We start from the raw sequence: 23,956 nt of genomic DNA, 5'->3' as shown, positions 1-23,956 counted from the left end.
CGCCTGAGAACCCTTATTGATGAGTCTGGTAATGATTCGTGGAATACGCAAAGTAGCCGCGCTGGCGCATCAGTTCGCGACGCAGATCGGGGTGCGGCGTAAAGCGGTCGCGACCGTGCAGCCAGAACAGGTTGTTTATCAACAGGAATTTCCCCACCGGCACCGGCACGGAAAGAATGTTTTTACTGGTTTCCAGCGCATCGGAGAGGCGGCTCAGCCAGGTGCCTTCTTCGAAATCTTTCGGCTGCACAAACTGGTCGATATAGCGCATTACCGGGCGGCCCTGCTGGTCGACATCGAAAACCGGATGATAGACATCTTTGCTGACGTTTTTGCTCGGCGGCGCGGCCCAGCGCATCGGACGGCGGGCGAGCGGGTCGCGGAAGAATTCGTCGAGATGTTCCCAGTCATCGAGATGCAGCAGCAGTGAATTGCCGCCCTGCATATTTTGCTCATCGATCTTCATCATCAGCACGTAGTCGGTAATTTCTTCGACATAGGTACCGTCATTGTGCAGCTCCATCACGCGGTGCGGCTGACGCAGATAGCTGTCTGAGTTATCGACGTTTTTCACTACGAAGCGGGCGTAATACTGGCCGCTCATGGCATCAAAGTTGGAACGTCCGATCAAATGCGCCACGGCGGTAGCCAGCTTGACCATCTCATCGGCCTGAGAGACGTTGTCAATGCCGATACCGTTGATCAGCAGCGCGCCCTCCGCGCGATTGAGCAGCGTGTTGATCAGCAGCGGCTGCAGCTGGTTGCCGCACAGATCGTCGAGGATCTTGCCGACCTGAAAGCGCAAGAAGGATTTATATTCCAGCGCCTGCACCGGCCACTGCGCGACCTGTTGAAGAAATTGCGCGGTCGTTTCGGCGGTGAACGTTAGCTCCAGCAGACGCGGCGATTGCGCGGACGGAGCGAAGGAAAAACCGGTGTAGCTGTGGGCCAAATCATCAGCATGGGGTTTTACGGCGGTCAGTGCATTCATCAGAATCATTCCTCGGGTAGAGTCAGAGAGTCGGGGTGATGCTCATTTCGTAGCCATAAATTAAAAATATCTACATTTTTGAAAAATGCGTATGAAATAACCATATTGTTTAATTTTTGTGATCGCTAGCAACAATAAGTTAACAATATGAAAGGCGAGGACAGGCGAGGTGGAAAAAGAAAAATGCCAGAAAATGAATAAGTTGAAGAGAGGACGGACAGCCCGGATAGCGGGGGAGTGGATATCCGGGGAAAAGAGGGGTTATTTTTCGACGCTGGCCACTAAGGCTTCAATGGTTTGTTCCCGCCAGAGGAGTCCCTGCAGGGCAAACCACGGCATGTTTTCCAGCCACTGAAGATGGGCTTCGGTTTCAATACCTTCGACGATCACCTGATACTGGTTCGCCTGAAAATAGTGCAGCAGCGAGTCCATCAACTGCTGGCCGTTTTTCTTTTCCAGCAGGCTCCATAACAGGTTCTTGTCGGTCTTGATAAAACGAAAGGGTTGCGCCGTCAGGGCGGCGAACCCGGCGTAACCGGCGCCAAAATCATCCAGCCAGAAGGAGTATTTGTCCGTCAGGGCGTCGATGGTCGGGGTGCGTTTCACCAGCGTGTTGGAAAATTCATTAACCTCAAAATGCAGGCAGCCGATGGTTTTCACACACTCGGCGATAAAATCATCATGCAGCATATGCAGCGTCGACTCGTCGACGTTGAGGGTAACCATGACTTCGTTGTGGCGGAACCACTGCTGATGCTGCCTGACCAGCTCAATCTGTTCGAGCAGGATGCGGGCGCGCAGTGATTCCGATGCCTCACTGAAAAACCGTTCTATATCTTGCGGACTAGCAGGCTCGTGATGAGCAAACCGGGTCAAACATTCAACCGCGATCATTTTGCCTTCGCGGTTGAACATCGGCTGAAATACATAGCGTAACCCGGTCGGTTCGGTGTTGGTCAGCGGCATTTTGCTTCACTATTTAAAGGTAACGTCGATATTGGCCGTCGCATTAAAGGTGCCGATTTTTGGCTTAACGCTTAGCCATTTCAGGCTGGCCAGGAAGTTGCTTTCTACCACGCTGCCGTTAATCATGCCCAACTGCGTCGGGGTATTCATGGAAAGCCAGGTCGTCGGCGCATCGGCGCGCGAGAGCAGGATGCCAAAACCGCTATCGTTGGATGGCAGAATGGTATTGGTGTCCTGGGTCGGCTGCTGGGTGCTGAAGCTGGCCATTAAGGTCTGCCCCTGGCAATCCTGGCCGGCGCCGGTCAGGTCGGCGCGGACGCTGAACGGAACCTGTTTCTCAATGGCGCCGACCACGGCGTTGCGCGCCGGGATGCTGCCGAAGTTTACCGTTGAACCATTGTTCGCCGAGACGGTGATTTTCGGGTTGCAGGCGATAAAGCGGATGTTGCCAAGCCCGGTGACCCACGCGCGGAAGTTACTATTCGGGCGGCTGTTGAGGCCGCCGACGCCGTCAACCTGGAAGATAGCGTAGCGGTTGGTGTCGTTAATCACGCCGTTTGACGGCGGCGGATTGCCGGTGGCTTTAATATAAACCGAGTAGGTCACCGTGACGGTCTGCGGGGTTGCTGGGGACTGGCATGCACCGCCGGGACGGTTGCGGCGGCAGAGCGTACCTGGCCCGATATCCGTTTTCTGACCTTTTACCGGTTTAATATCGGTGCTGAGATAGGTGACGCCGACTTCCAGCGAGTTGTGGATATTCTGCATCCGGGTTTCCGGATCCCAGTACAGATATGCATCTTCACCATTGGGCATGTGATCCGTATCGGTACAGGTAAAGGTAGAGGTAAACGTCGGCGAACGCCACAGCAGGGTACCCGGCTTCAAATTAGCGGTCGAAACGTTAATCTGATCGGTGAGCGCGATGGTCTGCGATACTTCGGTACCGTTCTTCTTACAGCTCAGCGCGAAGCTGCTGGTGGAGAACAGCGCGCTCGAGAGTACCAGCAGCGTCAGCCCGGTGCGGGATAAGAGGTTAAACTTCGACATAACTAATTGTCCTTTCATGTTATTTACAGGTCAGGGAGACGACCTGATAACCACCGGGTTGATCGGCTTGAATAGCAGGTAGTTCTGGCACCGTCAGGCTGCAGGAGGCGTCGGCATCGTCGCCCCATTTCATCTGCAGACGGTCGCCGCTCTGAACGCCGGAAACGTAGGCTTCGCCGCGGGTACCGACCACGCCGACATGTTCGCCGTTCTGGCCGAAGATGTTGGCGCCAATCACCGGCACGCTGCCGTCCGCCAGTTTGGCGTGGATAAGCAGGCTCTGGCCGAGATGCGTTTCAAAGGTCACGCGGCCGATGGCGCGCTCGGTCGGCACGATATCTTTCGCCGCCAGCGGGATTTCCAGGCCGTTGCCGATATCCGAAGTACGCAGCGCGACGCGGTTGTGGCGATACGGCATCGCAGAAGTGAGCACCGCGTAGCCGAAGCGGTCAATCGCTACCCCAGGCTGGTTCTCCAGACGTACGCCCTGCGCCCCTTTCGCTTTCACCACCACGAAGGTGTTCTGCAGCGGCTGCGACAGGGTGACGCCGCCGGAGTGCGCGACCACGCCGCCGGAGACGTTCAGCGAAGTCTGCTGATAGTTGTTGTTGTAGCTGTAGCCCAGATCGACGTTACCCATGCTGCCCAGATAACCCAGGTTGACCAGGCTGGTATCGCCGCCGTGCTGGGTGTGGCCGCTCTGCACGAAGTAATTCATGCGGTTGTCATCAAGCAGCGTACCGCTCATCCCGGCGCTGTAGCCGCTACCGCTCTGCTTGCTGTTAGAGGCGTTAAAGTTAACCGTGCTTTCGTGGTCCGGGCCAAAGATGTTGATTGGCACCGAGACGTTGAGGTTAACGCTGTTGTCGCTATAGCCGTAGTTACTGCGGCTGTTCTGGTAAAACACGCCGACGCTGACGCGATTCCAGGTGGTGTTGAAACCGGTCTGGATGGTGCGGTCGTAAGCGGAGGTGTTCCAGTAGTTCTGACGAATAAAGGTCGCGTACAGCGAAGCGCCGGCGATGTGCTGGTTGACCGTCATCTCGACGCGCTGGCGTTTGTTGTTGTATTGCTGCGAGTCGTAGTAACGACGGCGCTGGTTTTGCGTCGCCCAATCCGGCGCGCCGGTTTTATCGTCGCTCTGATCGTAATACTGGGTGTGGTAGAAACCGTTCTGCCAGTTGTTACGTTCAGCTACCGCATCGGAGAAGTCATAGAAGCCCGATGTCGAATAACGGTAGCCGGCGATCTGCACATCGGTACCGAGGGTATTGAGCGATTTGGAATAGAGGAAGCGCACGCTGGCGCCGCGTTTGTTCTCGCCGGAAGCCAGATCGGTATCAGACCATGAGGCGTCAACGGAGGCCGCCCCGTATTCGCCCATGTTTTTACCCAGCCCGACCACGCCGGAGCGATAGTGCTCGGCCATGATAATCCCGCCATATGGCGTATAGTCGGAGCCGGCGCCATGTGCGACGGTACCCTGGATAAATTGCGGCTGATAATTATTGGTGCCGTCGTGGTATTTACCCGCCGTCACCTGATACTCCCAGATCCCGTCGCGCAGCATATTCGGCACGGAGGAGTAAGGGAGTGTGAAGCTATGGCGTGAGCCATCCGCCTCGATAACCGTTACGGCTAAGTCGCCGCTGAGGGTGCTTGGCGAAATATCGGTCAGCGCGAACGGCCCCGGCGGCACCACGGTGCTGTATACGGTGTAGCCGTTCTGGCGCACTTCGACGCGGGCGTTGGTGTTGGCGACGCCGCGTACGACCGGCGCGTAGCCGCGGCGGCTGTCCGGCAGCATTTCCGGGACGCTGGAAATCTGCGCGCCGCGGAACTGGAAGCTGTCGAAAACGTTATTATTGGTGTTGCTCTGGCCAATCTGAATACGGCTGCGCCAGGAGGCGATGTCGGTTTCCGCCCAGGTGGAAATCGGATTCCATTGCTCTTTTTGCCCGGTCTGTTTTGACAGGGAAGAGGTATTGCGAAAACGCCACGCGCCGACGTTTAGGCCGTTATTGAGGCTCAGGAAGTAGTAGTCGCTGTCCTGTTTGCCGCTACCGCTGGCAAAACGGGAATGACTGCCGCTGAAGGCATAGTTAACGAAACCGGCGTTGATACCGTCGTCATAGACCAGCGGCGAAATCTCGCCCTGCGGTCGCGCTTCGAGATCGGTTTGCGGCACGGAGATATTCAGCTCCTGCAGCGCGGCGTTCCAGCTCACGCTACTGCCGGCAATATTTTTTACCAGATCGTAACAGGCGCTGCTACCGGCAGTGTCCGGCACCAGAACGCCGTATGAACGATAGCTGTCGGCATCTAAACAGAAATAGCCCGGGGTGTTAGGCGAATCTTTTTTAAATTCTATTTCCCGGTGATCGACGCGATTTTTATTCAGGTAAATATCGAAGGCATATTTACCTGGTAAAATATCGTCGCCGGTAGAGAGGTTTTGCACCAGCGAGGCGTTATTCGCCCCGCGGATGAAAGAGGTATTGAATTGCTCTTCGGCATTGACAAATGGTGTCGCCAGTAATGACATTGTCGAGGCGTAAACAGCAAAGCGAACGTGCTGCGCCAGACATCCAGGGATCGTCCTTATTTTGTTATGGCTAGCCATTGTATTGCTCTCTTACTGAATGCGGATATCTTTAATTTCCGTATGTCCGCCAAAATCATTGATAAAAGTGAATGACATCTGATCCGCTGCCGCCGCGCCGGCTGGCAATTTGATGTTCAGAGAGTCCATGGGATTAACCATGTCAGCATTCACTTTCCAGGTCTTCGCGCCGCTCTTTAGCGTCAGTACGCCGAAAGTCACGTGCAGCGGACCTTTGTTAGTCACGACCAGCTCATTACCTTGCTTGCGCCAGGTCAGGGCCTGCGCTTCCTTTTGCAAGGTGGTTTTCAGCGTGGTAGGGCGATAGAACAACTTCACGCGGGTGCGGATCGCAATTTGCAGCACGTTTTCTTGCTTCGCCGAAGGCGGAATTTCCTGCACGTTGATCCAGTACACGGATTCGCGGTCGGTTGGTAGTCCGCTGCCGGAATAAACAAAGCGCAAAATAGCGTCTTTATTTCCCGCCAGTTTTAAAATTGGCGGAATAGCCTGCATCGGTAAATTGGTTGGCGTTGCGGTGGCGTCACCGGTATCAAGCCAGGTCTGAACCATCCATGTTTCATCGGTATCATTGTGAATGGATAACGCCGCAGATTTTTCCCCGCCGTTATAAATAACCCGAGTCTGATCGACCTGAATACCCGCAAAAGTATCCAGCGAGACAAATAACAATAAAGCGGTTAATAACTTTTTCATTTCACGTTCCAAATAATGTTACCAGCCATCCATGGCCAAAACGTCTACCCTAAAACGGGATTATCCGTATTATTTGTATTCGATGGTGAAGGTGGCGTTTGCGTTAGCAGAACCAGCAGTCACATCCTTCAGGAAGGATTTGTAGCGAGCTTTCAGGTTGAATACCGCGGTGCCGCTGTTGTCGTCAGACGCTGCAACGTTAACCCACGGGGAGTTGTCGTCTGCGCTCTGGTTGATTGGGACGATTTTTTCGTCGTTGGTCAGGATTTCGATACCTACGCCGCCAGCGTTATCAACGGACAGCAGGTTCGGGTTACCGGCAACGGTCGCACCGTCGAAGCGCAGGGAGTAATCACCGGCTTCACATTTTTCCAGGTTGATGGTGAACGCTTTAGAAGCGGTAACATCGCCAACAGCGTTGAACGCGGTAGTCGGGTATTTACCGATGAAAACGTCTTTGTTCTGGTCGGAAGAAGTCACAGTACAGGTTGACTGGATGATTTCACCGGTAAAGTTGACCTTGCCGTTAACTGCGTAAGCACTGGTGGCGGACGCGGACAGGATCAGTGCTACAACAGGCAGTAATTTCTTATTCATTTTAACTCCATGTACTTAAGGGGATAACCATTGTGGTAATCAAACACGGCAAGCGAATACCGTGCAGATGGGTATCCAGATAACCTATGTTGGCGTGTTGATCGCGATGAAATATACAGCAACAGTTTTCGCGTTTTGATTGCTTCGGTGACTTAATTACAGGAAATTAATAGACATAAACGATGCACTTGATCGGACTTATCTGATAATGGCAACGATAATAATTTTATAGCCAGCGGGGCGCTGGGGAGGATGCTATGGGGAAAGGTAAATAATTAAGGTGTTGTTTTTAAATTGTTTTATTGTTTTTGTTTCTCAGGGGGGTAAACGTTTCTGCGCAAGCCAGGGCAAATTAAAAACGCTGATTTATCCAGCGCTATGCATAATGTGTAAGCGTTATTTCCAAATATTTCCTGTTTCCTTCGGGAGCGCCTTCTGATGGCGGATTACTCCGCCGAATTAACCCCTTTTAAGGCCTCCGCCAGCCAGCGGGAAAAATGCAGCATCGCGGGCGTTTCCGTGCGTGATTGCAAACGTGTCAGCCAGTAGTTGCCGAGATCGATATGAATCTTAAATGGCTGCACAATGCGTTTTTCTTCCAGCAGATGGCTGAACATTTTTACCGGGGCGATAGCTACGCCTAAGCCTGCCTGCGCCGCCTCCAGCATGGTCACTGATGAGTCGAAGACAATAACCCGATGGGTTGGCGAAGGCGGAAGTTCTCCCGCTGCCTGCATCCACGCCGACCATTCGTCGCGGCGATAAGAGCGGAGCAGCGTGAACTGCAAAATATCCTTCGGTGTATTTAGCCGGGCAGCTAACGACGGAGCGCACAGCGCGGAGAGCGGGGCGGCGCACAGATACTGCGCGGCGGTATCGTGCCAGGCGCCGCCGCCGAAGCGAATCACATAATCCAACCCCTCGGCGGCGGGATCGACGCGATTATTATGGGTGGAGATCTGCAAATCGATATGCGGACACTCGCGCCAGAAGGCTGGCAGCAGCGGGAACAGCAGGCCCGTAGCGAAAGTGCCGACTACGCCGATCTTGAGCTTCTCCTGCGCCTGGTGACCGGTAAAACGGTCGAGCATCCCGGCAATCCTTTCAAACGACTCATTGAGTACCGGTAACAGGCCTTCGCCTTCGGTGGTGAGCTTGAGGCCGCGCGACACGCGAACGAACAGCTGGCAGTTAAGGTGTTCCTCCAGCGTCTTCACGTGCTGGCTGATGGCGGAGTGGGTGACGTTGAGCTCAATCGCCGCGCGGGTAAAACTGAGATGCCGGGCGGCCGCTTCAAACGCCCGCAGTGAATTGAGAGGAAGATAGCTGCGTGTCATAACATTATCCGTTAGAAAAACTAAAGCCTGCTGCTAAATTTAACAGTTTGTCAGCGCAGTGCAAAACACCGACACTGAGCGCGTCTGAAGGGCCCGGACGAGAGTGGATATTGAGCGAGAACCGATAATGGAAAAATACTTCATGATGAAAAAATCCCTTACAGGCGTACTGCTGCTGGGCGCCTCATTTTCGACGTTTGCCGCGCCGCAAACGGCGGAGCAGCTGCGCGAACTGGTCAATCAGACCATCACCCCGTTAATGAAAGAACAGGCGATACCGGGGATGGCGGTGGCGGTGATCTATCACGGCAAACCCTACTATTTCACCTGGGGCCAGGCCGATGTCGCCGGGCAGCGTCCGGTGACGCGACAGACGTTGTTTGAGCTGGGCTCTGTTAGTAAGACTTTCACCGGCGTGCTTGGCGGCGATGCGGTGGCGCGCGGTGAAATTAAGCTCAGCGATCCGGCGCAGAAGTACTGGCCGCAACTCACCGGCCAGCAGTGGCAGGGGATTTCGCTGTTGCATCTCGCCACCTATACCGCAGGCGGTCTGCCGCTGCAGGTTCCGGACGAGGTGACGGATGAAGCGGCATTACTGCGTTACTATCAGAACTGGCAACCGCAGTGGGCGCCGGGGAGTAAGCGGCAGTACGCCAATACCAGCATTGGCCTGTTCGGCGCGCTGGCGGTAAAACCTTCCGGCATGAGCTTTGAACAGGCGATGAGCCAGCGGGTATTGCAGCCGTTAAAACTGAGCCACACCTGGATTAACGTACCGTCCGCCCAGAGCAAGGATTACGCCTGGGGTTATCGCGACGGTAAAGCGGTACACGTTTCGCCGGGGCAGCTGGACGCTGAGGCTTACGGCGTGAAGTCGAGCATTGAGGATATGGCGCACTGGGTGCTGGCGAATATGAACCGCGAGACGGTGCAGGATAAAAACCTGCGGCAGGGGATCCAGCTGGCACAGTCGCGCTACTGGCGTGCCGGGGGGATGTATCAGGGACTTGGCTGGGAGATGCTGAACTGGCCGGTGTCGGCCGAGGTAGTAATTAACGGCAGCGATAATAAGGTGGCGCTCGCCGCGACGCCGGTAACGGCGGTCAATCCGCCCGCGCCGCCGGTGAAGGCCTCCTGGGTACATAAGACCGGCTCCACCGGCGGATTCGGCAGCTACGTGGCCTTTATCCCGCAACAGGATCTCGGCATCGTGATGCTGGCGAATAAAAGCTACCCCAACCCGGAGCGGGTGAAGGCGGCGTATCATATTCTCGAGGCGCTGCAGTAAGAACGGTTGCGCTGCGCTTAGCGGGGCCAAGGTTGGCGCTAACTGAGAAAAACCCCGGTCGCGCTTACGCTTACCGGGGCTACAAGTTGGCACTAACCGGTAGCCCGGATAAGGCGCAGCGCGCCGCTATCCGGGGGAGGGGCTCTTTATTTTCAAACAACTAACGATACAGCCATCTCCCAGCCTGTGCTGACGCAATGAGCATCGCGAGTGTTAGCGGCTCCGGTGTGCGCGGAGAAATGCGTTTGGATTTCGGTAATAGGAAATTAGGGAGGAAACCCTGTTCGGGAGGCCAATAATTAAATAAATCAAATGCATCTTGCTTTACATTAAACTGACGGAAATACGATTGCATGATGTCATCGCCACTTTCTCTGGCCCAGGGATAATCGCCCATATTGAGTGATAAATCCGCATTCACCTGCTGCTTTTTGCCGGTAAGTGTCGGCTTGTTCCATTGCGTTTCATACCATGCCAGAACGGCTGCTGCGATATTGTCTTGATCTACCATAATTTATCGTCACCTCTGGCAATGGCGTTGTATCTAGTGGTTGCTTTTATTGATACATAAATTACATCCCCTGTCAGGTAAATAATCCCGAGGATGGGTATCCAGCGTCCAACGAATGCTCCCAGATTGGTGACATAGCTCCATCTAAGATTACGGATGGATTGGTTGGTTAACGTCGGGAGCCTGACTTTTAAGTCATTGTGTAAAACCTTCCGTAACTCATGGCTCAAAATGCTCGTCCCTTTAGTCGCTCCGCCTGGTTTTGTCCGGGTATTTTTTATAGGTTGACCAAGCATGATTAACGCAATGGTCATGATGTCATCTACTCCAAAATGAATGGCTGCAGTATCGAGAAAAACCCAAAAAAGAAGTTCATGGGACGAGAGGTTTGACTTGCCATTGTAATAATATGTTCCATTAATTTGTTCTGTTGTGTCCATTTTTATATCCCAGTAATGCTATTTTTACGCAATGTAGCTGCCTGGTTTATTGGAAACAATAACTGTTGATATAAACGTTTTCTGAAAAATAGCTCTTATTAAATGTTCTGTTAAATCATTTAATCAATTAATAAAAATTTCTTTTCTCATCTATTTTTATTTGTTCAGCTAATATTCCCTGGTGAAGTTAGCACATGATGATTTAAAGCGAACTGCTACTTGCGAATAGACGCAATCTGCTGAAAACTATCAGCGAGATGGTGAACCACAGGGAACGGCAATGGCTGGACGTATTGACTATCAGATTGAAAAATTTCAGTTCATCGAGCGCAACGAATCCCCACGTATTACCCGCCAGTGGGCGGAAGTTATTGCTGAATGTCAGCAGGAAAAGGCGAACAGTGAAACGCGTTTGCGTACTGCATTGCTGAATGTCGACTACGCCACCAGCTTCGAACTGCCGTTTCGTTTATTGCTTATCCGCGCCCCGCAGCTGGTGGATCGCTTACGCCATGCGCTGGCGCTGAATCAAAAGAACGTGGTGATTAATGGTAAGAAGCGCGGCTGCGTTTACAGCCTGAAAGCCGATCTCAGCGCCGTTCCGGATGAGTTTCGTTATCGCTTTGTGAGCCGGATTATTCGCAGCGGGCCGGATGCGGTTTCCGCCGCGCCCTATCAACAGCTGGCAAAAGAGATAAAGGCTCCGCGCGAGCGGTTACGTTTGGCGCTGGAAAGCGGCCTGCAGGTCAATGCGCTGGATGGGCTGTTCTGGTTCGGTATCCAGCGTATCGCCGCGGATATTTCGGCGCTGCGTTCTGCGGGAATGGCGATTACGACCGCGGAAGTGGAGGTGGCGGATAGCCTGACCAGAACGACGCGAATGATAGCGGCGTATCAGGTGGGGTGAGTTTTTGTCAGTAACCGGGATAAAGTGTTTCATAAAAGTTAGGTGGAAACCATATCCCGATATTGATGATATATATTTATCGACGTAACCCGAATCCATTCTATAAATTAATGGTTTTTGTATTAGTTAAAGTGGCAGGGGGAATATTAATGGTTTCCGGGAAAATAAATTTGCTGTAGGTTTGCTTTGTTGGTATTTAATAGAGAGAGTCGATTGAAATCAATAGTGCGGCTGTTTGGGAGGATTTATACTTCAAGTAAGATTACAGCCGTCAGGATGTCACCTGTGTATTATGAGAACATGTAATAAATGTCTTAGATATATTCCAGTGTTGCGTGAAAATGATGGGGAAAAGAAATCTGAAATAAAACAACCACATGTGTGGTGAGGAAGCATTATGGATATCACGCTGTTTAACAGGGGCTGGAATAGAACCTGGTCAGATACAATGGTGAATTTGGAAGCCCGGAAACTTATAGAAACAGCAAACAGGCTGTCAGCATTCCATCTGCATGATGGCCTGACACGGATAAAGTTCGTTGAAGAGATAAAACAGGTCGTAGAAAAAGAATTTGCAGCAGCACGGCGGGCCAAAACAGACGAGGAATGTGTCGCATGCATCAAAAATCTGCGCACTGAAACAAATAACCTGGAAGAACAAGGACGCCTGGTAAGAACCAGAGTCGCGCAGCTTTATGCAAAGATCGAGTTCGTTAGGGAAAATAATAAAATCGTCGGATATGTGATTTCAGCCATTCAAGTTGTGGTTTCTGGAATGGCTATTGCTGGCGGTGTTTTGATGGTTTCGACAATGACGCCTATAGGTATGCTGGCAGGAGCTATCCTTGTAATGGATGGAATCAATGGTCTCTCAAAAGAAATCATTCCTGGTATTTATGGCAAGGAATTTAAGACACAAGGGTTTGTAGCTGATGCTGCTATGGAAATGGCTCACTTTATGGGGTTCAAGCCGGAAACAGGACTAGCCCTTTATAACACACTTACATTAGGTGCGAGTGTTTATAGCATCTTCGGATTAGCAAGCAAACCTGAAGCGTGGAGGCTTTTTAGATGGATGCCTCGTGATTTCTATCGGCAGGTTGATACGATGAGTCGACCAAAATTAACAATGAAAATAGTAGGCTATGGACTCAAGGCTAAAGTTATTTTTGACTTGTTTTCCACAGAAGCGCCATACCATTAAACTCTATTTTTTCTCAAGAACCGCCAGGATTTGTAAGACAGGACTAGCGGCTGTAAAAATAGAACAATGACGATAGCGATCAGAATTGATATTCCACCACCAACCACGGTTTCTTTTGCAGAAAACAGTACTAAAATGATAAAAACCATCAGACAAGATGATGTTATCCATAAAATAACCCTGAATCGATTTGCCAGATCTTGGATCGCTTCCCCTAACGTTCCGCCGTAGCTTTCAATGTTGTTCTTTATCTTCTGCAAATCTGATGGTGTAAACCCAGAATGTAATAAAGCCTCATCAGTCACTTTCATATCCTATCATCCTTTATCTCGCAGAAAGTTGTTTCTCACTCGCTGATTGTGCAAACAATCATACTGATGGAATTTACCGTAATCCAGCCAAAACTTTGCGGCAGACACTATCTAACGCTTGGGTCGATAAGAACTTCGATGGAGGCGGAAGATTACTGTCATGATGCATTGTCCTTATTGTGGCCGCTCTCCTCAGGGATATACTCAGTATGTCGGAAGATCTCTAAAAGTGAATGGGCCGTTTTACCGGGATGCTTACACGGCGCGGCCTGAGGCCACCTTTGCACCTGCATTAAAAGCGGCCTCTTAAGCGGGCTGGCGTGGCGGGGAGAGCATTGTGCGCTGGAAATATAAATAATTATATATTCCACTTAAAGTGAATGCCGATTTGAAGAGCGATGAAAATTATGTGTTAAAGCCACCTTTACGCGGCTCTAACACATTAATCTAAAAATCACCAAACGAATTAATCAGAGATAACCTTATATAAATCATAGGCTTTTACTTTTTTCGCTTCAATAGTTTTCATAATGCTGGCTTTAATTTCATTAATTTTAGAAATGGGAGCACCTTTACCATTAAATGCTTTAAAATCAATAACAAGCTCAGCAACTTCTGATTTCTTAGTTGAATACTCAGGAAATTCATATGAGATCTTACACTCTGCATCATAGTCAATGTCTTGCATTGTGTAACTGGCTACAAGCTTTGATATTTTCAAATTTGGGTGAAGACTTTTATTTCTGAAGAATATTGACTCACCTAAAGTACCTTTTAGCTTTAATTCTTCAATATTTCTCTCCAACCACTTTAGATCATCTGGAAAAGTGGTTGTTTCATCCGGGTAGAAATCAACATCTATAATTTTTTGAAAATAAAACTCGTTTTGGATATGAGATTTTGCAATATTCTCAAGAAATTGTATTCTTTTAGCATTATCAAAATGATTAAATTGAATCTTTAATATCTCAGAGTCTTGCTTAATATGTCCTTGGGTCTTCAAATGAGAATTTAATTTTCTCAGTATTTTATCTGCAACTAACTTTGTTTCTTGAGATGTATGATTGAGAGAAATATTTACTTCTACATCATCTTTCTTCTCACTATTTTTTTCCAATTCAATTCTACCAGAAAAATACTGTTCTGCTTCATGCCAACCATTCATTAGGTCTATACGTTTTATGGTGAAGTCTAAAGCTATAGAATCATCATTATCTTTTACATAAAAGTCAGAAACATTTGTCACTTCATAATTACAAAAAGGATCATCAATCAAATCAGACAGGTTGAAATCATCACCTATAGAATCAATTAACGACTCTTCTGAGTCCCATTTCAGAGTCCTCATGTTAATTTTTGTGCTATGTTCTTTAGTTTTAATTCTATCATGAAGAAAATAGTACTCCGATGGACTCACTAGAGTTTTAATCAATAATGGAACTGTATTATTTTTTTCGTCACTAGAGCAAAAGACCCCCCGCCCTCTTAATACAGACTTTACTTCACTTTTACTTATCTTTGATTGAGACAAGAGAGTTTTTAAATTATCGCCGCTTGGCAAAATCATAGAGTCCATTATCTTACCCTCTAAAATCGGCATTGTAAGAATCAATTTCAATACTTATCTCTCTGTCAAGAGACAAACGTAATCTGTCCAAATCCTCTTTAGCATTTAACTTGTTATAATGACTAAATACGAATAAAAGATTTTTAGATATATCAGCTACTAAATCCCGTGTGCATGAAAGTAAATGCTCAATGCCATCAGCGGAAAATGGTTCAGAAGAAACCAAACAAATAATAGGTTGTTCTTGATTACCTCTTTCAATGACAAAAGGAATTATTGGGGAAGAAATATATTCAACTGGGAAGACTTTCCCGAAATACCTCTTACCCGTAATGGTAAGGTTTAGGGATGTTGGAGGGTAGAAAAAATTAACTTTATCATACCCGTATTTATTCTTTATATAAGTAATGCTCTCATATAAAAAAGATGCTCTTTTATTATCCACAACATGTATAGTTCTATATTTAAGATCACTGCTAATTTGTGAGTTCTTAATAGAACTAATAATATCTTGTTTATCCGGATTACTGTCATTGTTAATATAAAAAAGAACACCCGTATCAACTTTTTTACAACCATTATATCGACCCGCAGAAATCACCTGCTGATTGATTTCTTTTTTTAGCGAGGATTTTGCATAACACTCAATAGCTGTAGCAATATCTTCAAAATGACTTTTAAAGGTTGAAGCCACTTTAGAATAAGGATTTGAAGAATACTTTGATGACACTATTACATTTTCTATAGTTTTTGATTCTAACGGTGAATTATAGACAAATAATGCATCAATACCATGTGTATTTTTTTCATGTTTACGAGTGTGACAATCAACATATTTGTTTGTCGCATGGTTCTCCCATCCGAATATATTAAGAAAATGTGAGACTATATCCTCACCATAATCCCCTACTAGTTTAGAAAACTCACCCATGAGATCATCCTTTTATGTTAAATAAAAAACTTGAATACCATTGAAGTATAGACCGCCGTTTTTCAATGTATTGAGCATGATTATAAGTTCCTCGAATACAATTTTTATCGACATGGGCTAATTGCATCTCAATCCATTGTGAGTCATATCCTTTCTCATGCAAGATGGTAGAAAGCGTATGCCGAAACCCATGCCCTGTAACGCGTCCAGCATATCCAATACGCTTTATGACTTGGTTGATACTAGCCTCACTCATAGGCTTGTTCGGATCGTTCCGTCCCGGAAAAACATAACGATAGTTCCCTGTTATTATCTTGAGTTCATGGAGTAAATCTAACGCTTGGGTCGACAATGGCACAAGATGCGGCCTGCGCATTTTTATCCTTTCAGCAGGAATTTCCCAAATAGCGTTATCCAGATCAAATTCTTGCCATAATGCCGCGCGTAATTCGATGGTTCTCACGCCCGTAATCATCAGTAATTTCGTTGCTATCTGGACAAGCTTACTCCCGGTGTAACTCTCTAAGGCACGCAGAAATTCGAGTATCTCATCAGCTTTTAGGAACGGGAAATGATTGAATTGGTGTACTTCGAGAGCGCTGGAAAGATCTGCCGCAGGATTGTACTCCGCTCTACCCGTTGCAATTGCGTAGCGAAACACTTCAGAGCAACGCTGACGCACTTTCCGCATTTTCTCCAACGCACCACGTTTCTCAATTTTACGCAGTACGTTCAGCAGCTCTAGCGGTTTAATCTCACCCACAGGCCTTGTTCCAACATAAGGAAAAATGTCGTTCTTAAACGCTTCCATGATGTCTGATGCATATCCTGCCGACCATTTAGCAGATTTAAGTTGATGTCACTCTCTGGCTATCTTTTCGAAGGCGTTCTCTGACTCTGCTTGCAGAGCCAGCTTTTGCTCTTTTCGAACATCACTAGGGTTCTTTCCTTCTGCCACAAGTTTTCGAGCTTCATCACGACGGGAACGAGCATCGGCAAGAGTGATCGTTGGGTAAACACCAAGCGAGATCATCTTGGGTTTACCGGCATAGCGATAGCGGAACCGCCAGTTCTTGCTTTCATTAGGTTCTATAAGCAATGACAAGCCTTGCCCATCCCCAAGCGTATAGGGTTTATCTTCAGGCTTAGCGCGGCGAATCTGCATATCGTTTAAAGGCATGTGTATAGGAATCCATGACCGAACAGGAACATATACACATTCTTTATCGGATTCTACTGGATGGCTGCGGACGATGATGGACTAAAAGCGGTAAAATCGTTATAAATCAGGGTGTTTATGGATGAATACGGACATTTGGGGAAGTTGAAATGGTGCCGATAATAGGAGTCGAACCTACGACCTTCGCATTACGAATGCGCTGCTCTACCAACTGAGCTATATCGGCCCTGAAAGGACGTGTTCACCTGCGTGAAGCACGGGGTAGAAGGTTAAAACTAAGTGGGTGATGCGTCAATGCCCTTTCGAATCAAACGGCTACTTTTGCATCACCCGCTTAGCGTTAAGCACGAATGGTATCGTCGCCGAAGCCAATCCACTTATAGGTGGTCAGCGCTTCAAGACCCATCGGCCCGCGGGCGTGCAGCTTCTGGGTGCTGACCGCCACTTCCGCGCCGAGGCCGAACTGGCCGCCGTCGGTGAAGCGGGTAGAAGCGTTAACGTATACCGCCGACGAATCCACTTCATTAATAAAGCGATTCGCATGGCGCAGGGTACGCGTCAGAATGGCATCGGAATGCTGGGTGCCGTGCTCACGAATATGGGCAATCGCCTCATCGAGATCGGCAACAACTTTCACGTTCAGATCCAGCGACAAATACTCATCGTCGTACTGCTCCGCTTTCACCGGCTCCACCTTCGCCGGACCGTTCTGCAGAAGGGGCAGGGCGGCCGGATCGGCATGCAGCGTCACGCTGCTCTCCGCCATCTGTTTGCTCAGCGCAGGCAGGAAGGTATCGGCGATATTACGGTGTACCAGCAGCGTCTCAGCGGTATTGCAGGTGCTCGGGCGTTGGGTCTTGGCGTTAACGATGATCTTCAGCGCCGGTGCGATCTCGGCGGAATCGTCGACGAAAATATGGCACACGCCGATACCGCCGGTGATCACCGGGATGGTGGATTGCTCGCGGCACAGCTTATGCAGGCCTGCGCCGCCGCGCGGGATCAGCATATCGATGTATTTATCCATCTTCAGCATTTCGCCGACCAGCGCGCGATCCGGGCTCTCGATTGCCTGCACCGCGGCAGCCGGCAGGCCGCACTCCTGCAGCGCCTGTTGAATCACTTTCACCGTCGCGGCGTTGGTGCGCCAGGTCTCTTTACCGCCGCGCAGAATAGCCGCGTTGCCGGTCTTCAGGCACAGAGAGGCGACATCGACGGTCACGTTCGGCCGCGCTTCATAAATCACGCCGATCACTCCCAGCGGCACGCGACGACGTTCGATACGCAGGCCGCTATCCAGCAGACCGCCGTCAATCACCTGGCCGACCGGATCCGCCAGGCTACACACCTGACGCACGTCATCGGCGATGCCGCGCAGGCGCGCCGGCGTCAGCGCCAGGCGATCGAGCATCGCGTCGCTCAGACCGTTGGCACGGGCGTCGCTGAGGTCTTCGGCGTTGGCGCGCAGGATCTCTTCGGTCTGCGCTTCCAGATAATCAGCAATCTTGTTCAGAACCTGATTTTTCTCGCGGCTGGATAGCAGCGCGAGTTGGTAAGAGGCCGCTTTGGCCGCAATGCCCATTTGTTCCAGCATTTTCAGCTCCTTAACGGGTAATCATATCGTCACGATGGACGGCCACCGGGCCGTATTCATAGCCGAGGATGGCATCGATTTGCTGCGAGTGCTGCCCGGCGATCAGGCGCAGGGCGTCGCTGTTATAGCGGCTCACGCCGTGGGCGATATCGCGGCCTTCGCTACTGCGGATTCGGATAACTTCGCCGCGGGAGAAATTCCCGCTGACGGTTTTGATGCCTTTTGGCAGCAATGAGCTTCCTCTTTCCAGAATAGCCTGGGTCGCCCCGGCATCGACGGTGATTTCACCGGCCGGCGGCGCGCCGAAGATCCAGCGTTTGCGGTTCTCCAGCGGTGATTCCTGAGCGTGGAAACAGGTGCCCACCGGCAGGCCTTCCATCGCGTGGCCGATAACGTCCGGGCGGTTGCCGGCGGCGATAATAGTATCGATGCCAGCGCGACAGGCGACGTCCGCGGCCTGCAGTTTGGTGCCCATGCCGCCGGTGCCGAGGCCGGAAACGCTATCGCCTGCGATGGCGCGCAGCGCGTCATCGATGCCGTAGACATCTTTGATAAGCTCGGCCTGCGGATTGCTGCGCGGGTCGGCGGTAAAGAGCCCCGGCTGATCGGTCAACAGCAGCAGTTTATCGGCGCCGGCGAGAATGGCCGCCAGGGCGGAAAGATTATCGTTGTCGCCGACTTTGATTTCAGCGGTGGCGACGGCGTCATTCTCATTAATGACCGGCACAATATTGTTATCCAGCAGCGCGCGCAGGGTATCGCGGGCGTTGAGGAACCGCTCGCGATCTTCCATATCGGCACGGGTCAGCAGCATCTGGCCGACATGAATGCCGTAAATAGAGAAAAGCTGTTCCCATAGCTGGATAAGACGGCTTTGGCCGACTGCCGCCAACAGCTGTTTTGAGGCAATGGTGGCGGGCAGTTCAGGGTAGCCGAGGTGTTCACGTCCGGCGGCGATGGCCCCGGAAGTCACAATCACAATGCGGTGCCCCATGGCATGCAGCTGCGCGCACTGGCGCACTAACTCAACGATATGGGCGCGGTTCAGGCGGCGGGATCCGCCCGTTAAAACACTGGTGCCCAGTTTTACCACCAGCGTCTGGCTATCACTCATGATTTTCTGCCGTTCAAAAGGAATATCGAGATCGAGCTGATGTTGTAACAGGAGTCAGGCCGCTTGCCAACTGCTGGCGTATTGGTCAAGCCATTTTATTGCGCGGATCGGGCATTCTGCGCAGGCCAGGTGACATATTTATGACGGAAATATTTAAACATTCTTTTTTATAAAAAGTTCCATTTCGTCATAAATATTTAACACTACAGCGTTAAAAAACCTCCAGTTTTTGACGGGGCCTTCGCCCGGAATTGATAAGCGCGTGTAAATAAATCACCAGGACCACATAATGAAAAAGCGTTCACTGGCATTAATGATGATGGGTTTTGTTGCTTCTTCGGCTTCACAGGCAGCGGAAGTATACAATAAAGACGGCAATAAACTGGACGTGTACGGCAAAGTGAAAGCCATGCACTACTTCAGCGATTATGACAGCAAGGATGGCGACCAGACCTACGTTCGCTTTGGTATCAAAGGCGAAACGCAGATCAACGATCAACTGACCGGTTATGGCCGCTGGGAATCCGAATTCTCCGGCAATAAAACCGAAAGCGATTCCTCGCAGAAAACCCGTCTGGCGTTTGCCGGCGTGAAGTTAAAAGAGTTTGGATCATTTGACTATGGTCGTAACCTCGGCGCGCTGTACGACGTTGAAGCCTGGACCGATATGTTCCCGGAGTTCGGCGGCGACTCTTCCGCGCAGACCGATAACTTCATGACCAAACGCGCCAGCGGCCTGGCGACCTACCGCAACACCGATTTCTTCGGCCTGGTCGATGGTCTGAATATGACCCTGCAATACCAGGGGAAAAACGAAGGCCGCGAAGCGAAAAAACAGAATGGCGACGGGTTCGGCACCTCTTTAAGCTATGATTTCGGCGGCAGTGATTTCGCCGTCAGCGCGGCTTATACCAGCTCTGACCGTACCAACGATCAGAACCTGCTGGCGCGCGGCCAGGGTTCCAAAGCGGAAGCCTGGGCTACCGGCCTGAAGTACGACGCCAACAATATCTACCTGGCGACAATGTACTCTGAGACCCGCAAGATGACGCCGATCAGCGGTGGTTTTGCTAATAAAGCGCAGAACTTTGAAGCGGTCGCCCAGTATCAGTTCGACTTCGGTCTGCGTCCGTCTCTGGGCTATGTACTGTCGAAAGGCAAAGATATTGAAGGTGTCGGCAGCGAAGATCTGGTCAATTATATTGACGTCGGCCTGACCTACTACTTCAACAAAAACATGAACGCCTTTGTGGATTACAAAATTAACCAGCTGAAGAGCGATAATAAGCTCGGTATTAACGATGACGACATCGTCGCGCTGGGGATGACCTATCAGTTCTGATAAAACTGAGCGTAATAAAAATATAACCGCGGCCCTGAACGCCGCGGTTTTTATTTGTCAGGATTAGCGGTTTTTCGCCAGATGCAGATCGTCGTTATTCATGGTGATCTGCGCGTTATATTCCTTCGGCAAGCGCCGCGCCTGATAAAAGACGCGGTTCCAGTACGGATTATCCAGCGACGAACGCATGACGCCCTGGCTTGCGGAGGCGTGCAGGAAGTTATGGTCGGTATCGTAGAAACCGACGTGCATGCCGCCGTGAATGCGGAAGAAGACTAAATCGCCAGGCCGCAGCTGCTGCTTGCTAACGCGCACGCCCATATGCAGAAGATCGCCGGTGGTCACGCGGTCCATTGGCAGATTAAAGCGGTCCTTCAGCGTACGCCAGACGAAGCCGGAACAGTCAACGCCGCTCTGGTCGGTGCCGCCCCATTCATAAGGGGTGCCGTCCCAGGTATGCATCTGATCGTGCAGGGCGGCCAGCACCGGTATCAGATCGTCGGAGCCGCTGTCGATAGGCTCGTAATGATGCTGCGCCACCGCCTTGGGCGGTTTTTTTGGGGAAGATGAACATCCTGCCAAAATCAATAAAGGAACAAGTAATAAAGCGTGGGTGAGTTTGGGCTTCATGTCGTTATTTTCATGTTAGGGATCGACCGTCGCCATTTATAGCGTATTCAGGGAAACGTCAGAATGATGAAACGCAAAATTTACGAAAACTTACGTACTGCAGGCATAAATTCGCCGGTACCGTAATAAGCACATTATTCAGATAGTAAACGCGGTGATTTTATTTATTAATAAATGTTTACTATCTAAATCAAAATATAACAGGCCAGAATCAGGATGTTCTTATTTATCTGGTGCGAGAGGCAGGCGTTCCTCCTTTAAGATGGCGGATAAAAGAGGCTGGCGCATAGCCCATCGCTTTGCGAAACATGGCAGTAAACGCCGCCGGATGCTCATAGCCAAGGCTTAACGCCACGTCGGTAATGCTACGGCCTTCGCGCAGGGCGCTGAGGGAGTACATCAGGCAGGCTTTATGACGCCAGTCGCGAAACGCCATCCCGGTCTCCTGCAAAAAGTGGCGGTTGAAGGTGCGCAGGCTTTGACTCATCTTTTTGGCCCACTGCTCCGGTGTACTGTGAATGTCCGGCTGAAGGAGAAACGCGCTGCATAGTTCAGCCAGCCGCGGATGTTGCGGTAGCGGCGTAAACATCGGCAGCGGCGGGGCGGCCTGCAGTTCAAACAGTAATAGGGCGATAAGCGCCGCATCATGTCCGCTCTCTTCATACAACAGCGGCAGCTGGCAGGCGGCCAGCAGCAGTTGATGCAGCAGCGGCGAAACCTGCAACACTTCGCAGCGCACGCCGGCGCGCGGCGCGTCCTGCGGTTCGATATACAGACTATGGGTGCTCACGCCCGGCATCCAGACGCGATGCGGTTTATTAGCGGGTATCCATACGCCGCTGAACGGCGGCACCAGCCACTGACCGTCATCGGCTTCGACTTTCATCAAGCCATTCACGGCATAAAGAAACTGCGCTCGCCGGTGATGATGGCGCGGTAAAAGGGTGTCAGGCGGATAATCGCTCCCCAGACCCAATACCCGGCGCGGCAGATGATCGACTTCGTTAATCGCGATATTACGCATGCATACTCCCCTGGCTGAAAATCGTAATATATTGGCCATTAATCGTAAGTCAGCCATTCCGCTATTCTATATCGTTACCTCCCTGAATGGAGGAACGGTAGATGATATTTGGGCTTTTTGTTTGCGGACTGTTGTCCGGGATAACCACCTGGCTGTTTGGTTTCGGCGGCGGCTTTGTTACCGTGCCGCTGCTTTACATGTTGCTGAGTCATCAGGGCGCAGTAGGCGGTCAGGCGATGCAAATAGCGGTGGCGACGTCGGCGCTGGTGATGCTGTGCACGTCGCTGTTGGCAAGCGGCCGTCACCTGCGCGCCGGAACGGTTCACTGGCGCTCCCTGCTGCCGATACTTGGCGGCATCGCCATCGGCGGTATTGCCGGCGCGGCGCTGGCGCTGAGGGTCAACGGCGAGTGGATCCGCTGGCTGTTCATTTTGTACCTGGCGGTGACCATCGTGGATTGCTACGTTCGCCCCGGCTTTATGGCGCCGTCGGCCGCTTGCGCACCGTCGAGCGCGGGGCGCGAGACTATTCTTGGCGGCGGAATTGGCCTGATTGCCGCCTTCCTTGGCGTCGGCGGCAGCGTGATGACCGTGCCGCTGATGCGCCGGCGTGGCGCGACGATGGCGCAGGCCGCGGCGATGGCCAACCTGCTGACCCTGCCGCTGGCGGCGACCGCCAGTCTGGCGTGGCTGCTGATGGCGCCGATGGCGACGCTGCCCTCCGGTTTCATCGGTAATATCTGGTGGCTGGCGGCCGGACTGCTGGTGGCCGGGAGCTGGCTGGGATTGCGGGGCGCATCGCGCTGGTTGGCAAAACTTCCCGATCGCTGGCACGTGCGGATCTACCCGCTACTATTGCTACTGGTGCTGCTGGCGATGTTTTTTGGCGGGGTAGGCTGAAACGCAGCCGGATCATGCTCCTGTCATCTTCTTTATACATGCTCTCGCAGGCTTATATTGCTGATTATGGAAAATGACCGATGTCTAATGCTATGACGATTTTCGATCTGGATAACACCCTGATTAAAGGGGACAGTAGTACGCTGTGGAGCCAGTTCATGGTGCGTGAAGGCTGGGTGAGCGACCCGGAATATCTGGCGCGCGAAGCGCTGCTGATGGCGGATTACGACCGCGGGGAAATGAATATCGCCGATTATGTCGCGCTGATTCAGGCGCCGCTGATTGGCATCCCCCTGGCGCAGGTGGATACGCTGGTGGCGCGATTCGTGCGCGAAAAGGTGTTGCCGCGGGTCTACCCGCAGGCATGGGACGTTATTCGGACCCTACAGGCGCGAGGGGAAAAAATGTTGGTGATCTCCGCCTCGGTAACGCTGCTGGTGCAGGCGATAGCCGCCGAGCTGGGGATTGAACAGGCGTTGGGTATTGATGTTGAAATGGCGGATGGCGGCTACAGCGGTGTGATTGCCGGTACCCCGAGCTATCAGCAGGGTAAAGTGACGCGCCTGGCGCAGTGGCGCGAGGCGCATCCTGACTATGCTGGCGAAGTCACTTTTTATACCGATTCGATAAACGACCTGCCCCTGTGCCTGCATGCGGATCGCGTGCGGTTGGTCAACCCGTGTCCGCAGCTGCTGGCAGCCAACGCCCGACACGGCTGGCCGGTGCTGGCGTGGCGGCTCGAATAACGAGACGT

General features: G+C 51.3%; 22 protein-coding genes, 1 tRNA gene and 1 pseudogene. 6 read left to right on the top strand and 18 right to left on the bottom strand.

All coding sequences use genetic code 11. From position 1 onward, the window contains the following. Nucleotides 1-13: 13 nt before the first annotated feature. From glaH to ampR, 7 genes are all read right to left on the bottom strand, one after another. Entirely contained in the window at nucleotides 14-991 is a 978-nt protein-coding gene (glaH, locus tag PGR23_RS19570; protein ID WP_047078694.1) for a glutarate dioxygenase GlaH, read from the bottom strand. Nucleotides 992-1,252: 261 nt separating this feature from the next. Beyond that, the gene (locus tag PGR23_RS19565; RefSeq protein WP_047046057.1) at nucleotides 1,253-1,957 is read right to left on the bottom strand and encodes an EAL domain-containing protein; all 705 of its coding nucleotides are present in this window, start codon (nucleotides 1,955-1,957) and stop codon (nucleotides 1,253-1,255) included. Nucleotides 1,958-1,966: 9 nt separating this feature from the next. Then, nucleotides 1,967-3,007, bottom strand: coding sequence for a fimbrial protein (locus tag PGR23_RS19560; protein ID WP_015368067.1), 1,041 nt, complete (start codon nucleotides 3,005-3,007; stop codon nucleotides 1,967-1,969). Between the two features lie 19 nt (nucleotides 3,008-3,026). Next, nucleotides 3,027-5,552, bottom strand: a complete 2,526-nt coding sequence (locus tag PGR23_RS19555) for a fimbria/pilus outer membrane usher protein (protein ID WP_045391070.1) — start codon at nucleotides 5,550-5,552, stop codon at nucleotides 3,027-3,029. A gap of 90 nt (nucleotides 5,553-5,642) precedes the next feature. Continuing rightward, a complete protein-coding gene (locus PGR23_RS19550; protein ID WP_045391067.1) occupies nucleotides 5,643-6,326 on the bottom strand; it encodes a fimbrial biogenesis chaperone in 684 nt (227 codons plus the stop codon). A 69-nt stretch (nucleotides 6,327-6,395) separates the two neighbouring features. Beyond that, nucleotides 6,396-6,923: a fimbrial protein gene (locus tag PGR23_RS19545; RefSeq protein WP_045391064.1), complete on the bottom strand. Its 528-nt coding sequence runs from the start codon at nucleotides 6,921-6,923 to the stop codon at nucleotides 6,396-6,398. A gap of 446 nt (nucleotides 6,924-7,369) precedes the next feature. Next, nucleotides 7,370-8,260, bottom strand: coding sequence for a LysR family transcriptional regulator AmpR (ampR, locus tag PGR23_RS19540; protein ID WP_045391061.1), 891 nt, complete (start codon nucleotides 8,258-8,260; stop codon nucleotides 7,370-7,372). Nucleotides 8,261-8,402: 142 nt separating this feature from the next. Between ampR and ampC the strand changes: the two genes are divergently transcribed. Next, on the top strand, nucleotides 8,403-9,548 hold the full coding sequence (ampC, locus tag PGR23_RS19535) for a CMY2-MIR-ACT-EC family cephalosporin-hydrolyzing class C beta-lactamase (RefSeq protein WP_320482333.1): 1,146 nt from the start codon (nucleotides 8,403-8,405) through the stop codon (nucleotides 9,546-9,548). A 160-nt stretch (nucleotides 9,549-9,708) separates the two neighbouring features. On the opposite strand, the gene PGR23_RS19530 is transcribed toward ampC, so the two are convergent. Together PGR23_RS19530 and PGR23_RS19525 are read right to left on the bottom strand one after the other, a co-directional pair. Further along, a complete protein-coding gene (locus tag PGR23_RS19530) occupies nucleotides 9,709-10,059 on the bottom strand; it encodes a DUF1493 family protein (protein WP_045391055.1) in 351 nt (116 codons plus the stop codon). Then, a complete protein-coding gene (locus PGR23_RS19525) occupies nucleotides 10,053-10,499 on the bottom strand; it encodes an STM2901 family protein (protein WP_045391052.1) in 447 nt (148 codons plus the stop codon). The genes PGR23_RS19530 and PGR23_RS19525 overlap by 7 nt, the downstream gene beginning before the upstream one ends. Before the next feature lie 280 nt (nucleotides 10,500-10,779). Between PGR23_RS19525 and PGR23_RS19520 the strand changes: the two genes are divergently transcribed. Beyond that, nucleotides 10,780-11,406 (top strand): helix-turn-helix domain-containing protein, encoded by a 627-nt coding sequence (locus PGR23_RS19520; RefSeq protein WP_015704506.1) that lies wholly within the window; start codon nucleotides 10,780-10,782, stop codon nucleotides 11,404-11,406. 397 nt (nucleotides 11,407-11,803) lie between these two features. Further along, nucleotides 11,804-12,610 carry a DUF4225 domain-containing protein gene (locus tag PGR23_RS19515; protein WP_047078687.1) on the top strand — a complete coding sequence of 269 codons (807 nt, stop codon included), beginning with the start codon at nucleotides 11,804-11,806 and terminating at the stop codon, nucleotides 12,608-12,610. Here the strand turns inward: PGR23_RS19515 and PGR23_RS19510 are convergent. The 7 genes and pseudogenes from PGR23_RS19510 to proB form a co-directional block, all read right to left on the bottom strand. Then, entirely contained in the window at nucleotides 12,607-12,921 is a 315-nt protein-coding gene (locus tag PGR23_RS19510; protein ID WP_047078686.1) for a hypothetical protein, read from the bottom strand. The genes PGR23_RS19515 and PGR23_RS19510 overlap by 4 nt on opposite strands. Before the next feature lie 466 nt (nucleotides 12,922-13,387). Beyond that, nucleotides 13,388-14,497 carry a GapS4b family protein gene (gapS4b, locus tag PGR23_RS19505; RefSeq protein WP_047078716.1) on the bottom strand — a complete coding sequence of 370 codons (1,110 nt, stop codon included), beginning with the start codon at nucleotides 14,495-14,497 and terminating at the stop codon, nucleotides 13,388-13,390. A gap of 4 nt (nucleotides 14,498-14,501) precedes the next feature. Beyond that, a complete protein-coding gene (gene gapS4a / locus PGR23_RS19500; protein WP_047078685.1) occupies nucleotides 14,502-15,419 on the bottom strand; it encodes a GapS4a family protein in 918 nt (305 codons plus the stop codon). A 4-nt stretch (nucleotides 15,420-15,423) separates the two neighbouring features. After that, a pseudogene (locus tag PGR23_RS19495) lies at nucleotides 15,424-16,599 on the bottom strand (tyrosine-type recombinase/integrase). A 150-nt stretch (nucleotides 16,600-16,749) separates the two neighbouring features. Beyond that, nucleotides 16,750-16,825, bottom strand: a tRNA-Thr gene (locus PGR23_RS19490). A 114-nt stretch (nucleotides 16,826-16,939) separates the two neighbouring features. Then, a complete protein-coding gene (gene proA, locus PGR23_RS19485) occupies nucleotides 16,940-18,193 on the bottom strand; it encodes a glutamate-5-semialdehyde dehydrogenase (protein ID WP_316423061.1) in 1,254 nt (417 codons plus the stop codon). Nucleotides 18,194-18,203: 10 nt separating this feature from the next. Continuing rightward, a complete protein-coding gene (gene proB / locus PGR23_RS19480; RefSeq protein WP_015368077.1) occupies nucleotides 18,204-19,307 on the bottom strand; it encodes a glutamate 5-kinase in 1,104 nt (367 codons plus the stop codon). Between the two features lie 289 nt (nucleotides 19,308-19,596). On the opposite strand from proB, the gene phoE reads away from it, so the two are divergent. After that, nucleotides 19,597-20,649, top strand: coding sequence for a phosphoporin PhoE (phoE, locus tag PGR23_RS19475; protein WP_015368078.1), 1,053 nt, complete (start codon nucleotides 19,597-19,599; stop codon nucleotides 20,647-20,649). Nucleotides 20,650-20,712: 63 nt separating this feature from the next. Here phoE and PGR23_RS19470 read toward each other — a convergent pair whose 3' ends face one another. Both PGR23_RS19470 and PGR23_RS19465 read right to left on the bottom strand, forming a co-directional pair. Further along, entirely contained in the window at nucleotides 20,713-21,279 is a 567-nt protein-coding gene (locus PGR23_RS19470; RefSeq protein WP_026612390.1) for a C40 family peptidase, read from the bottom strand. Nucleotides 21,280-21,505: 226 nt separating this feature from the next. Beyond that, nucleotides 21,506-22,303 carry an AraC family transcriptional regulator gene (locus PGR23_RS19465; RefSeq protein ID WP_396279890.1) on the bottom strand — a complete coding sequence of 266 codons (798 nt, stop codon included), beginning with the start codon at nucleotides 22,301-22,303 and terminating at the stop codon, nucleotides 21,506-21,508. Between the two features lie 101 nt (nucleotides 22,304-22,404). Here PGR23_RS19465 and PGR23_RS19460 point away from each other — a divergent pair, with 101 nt between their 5' ends. After that, nucleotides 22,405-23,202 (top strand): sulfite exporter TauE/SafE family protein, encoded by a 798-nt coding sequence (locus PGR23_RS19460; RefSeq protein ID WP_396279889.1) that lies wholly within the window; start codon nucleotides 22,405-22,407, stop codon nucleotides 23,200-23,202. An 80-nt stretch (nucleotides 23,203-23,282) separates the two neighbouring features. Continuing rightward, nucleotides 23,283-23,948 carry an HAD family hydrolase gene (locus tag PGR23_RS19455; RefSeq protein ID WP_316423058.1) on the top strand — a complete coding sequence of 222 codons (666 nt, stop codon included), beginning with the start codon at nucleotides 23,283-23,285 and terminating at the stop codon, nucleotides 23,946-23,948. The last annotated feature ends 8 nt before the right edge of the window (nucleotides 23,949-23,956 follow it).

The sequence above is a fragment of the Klebsiella sp. 141162 genome (assembly GCF_050600755.1).
GTDB classification, from domain to species: Bacteria; Pseudomonadota; Gammaproteobacteria; order Enterobacterales; family Enterobacteriaceae; genus Klebsiella; species Klebsiella aerogenes.
The sequence above is the reverse complement of the archived record's forward strand: the minus strand, read 5'-3'. Positions and strand labels throughout refer to the sequence as shown.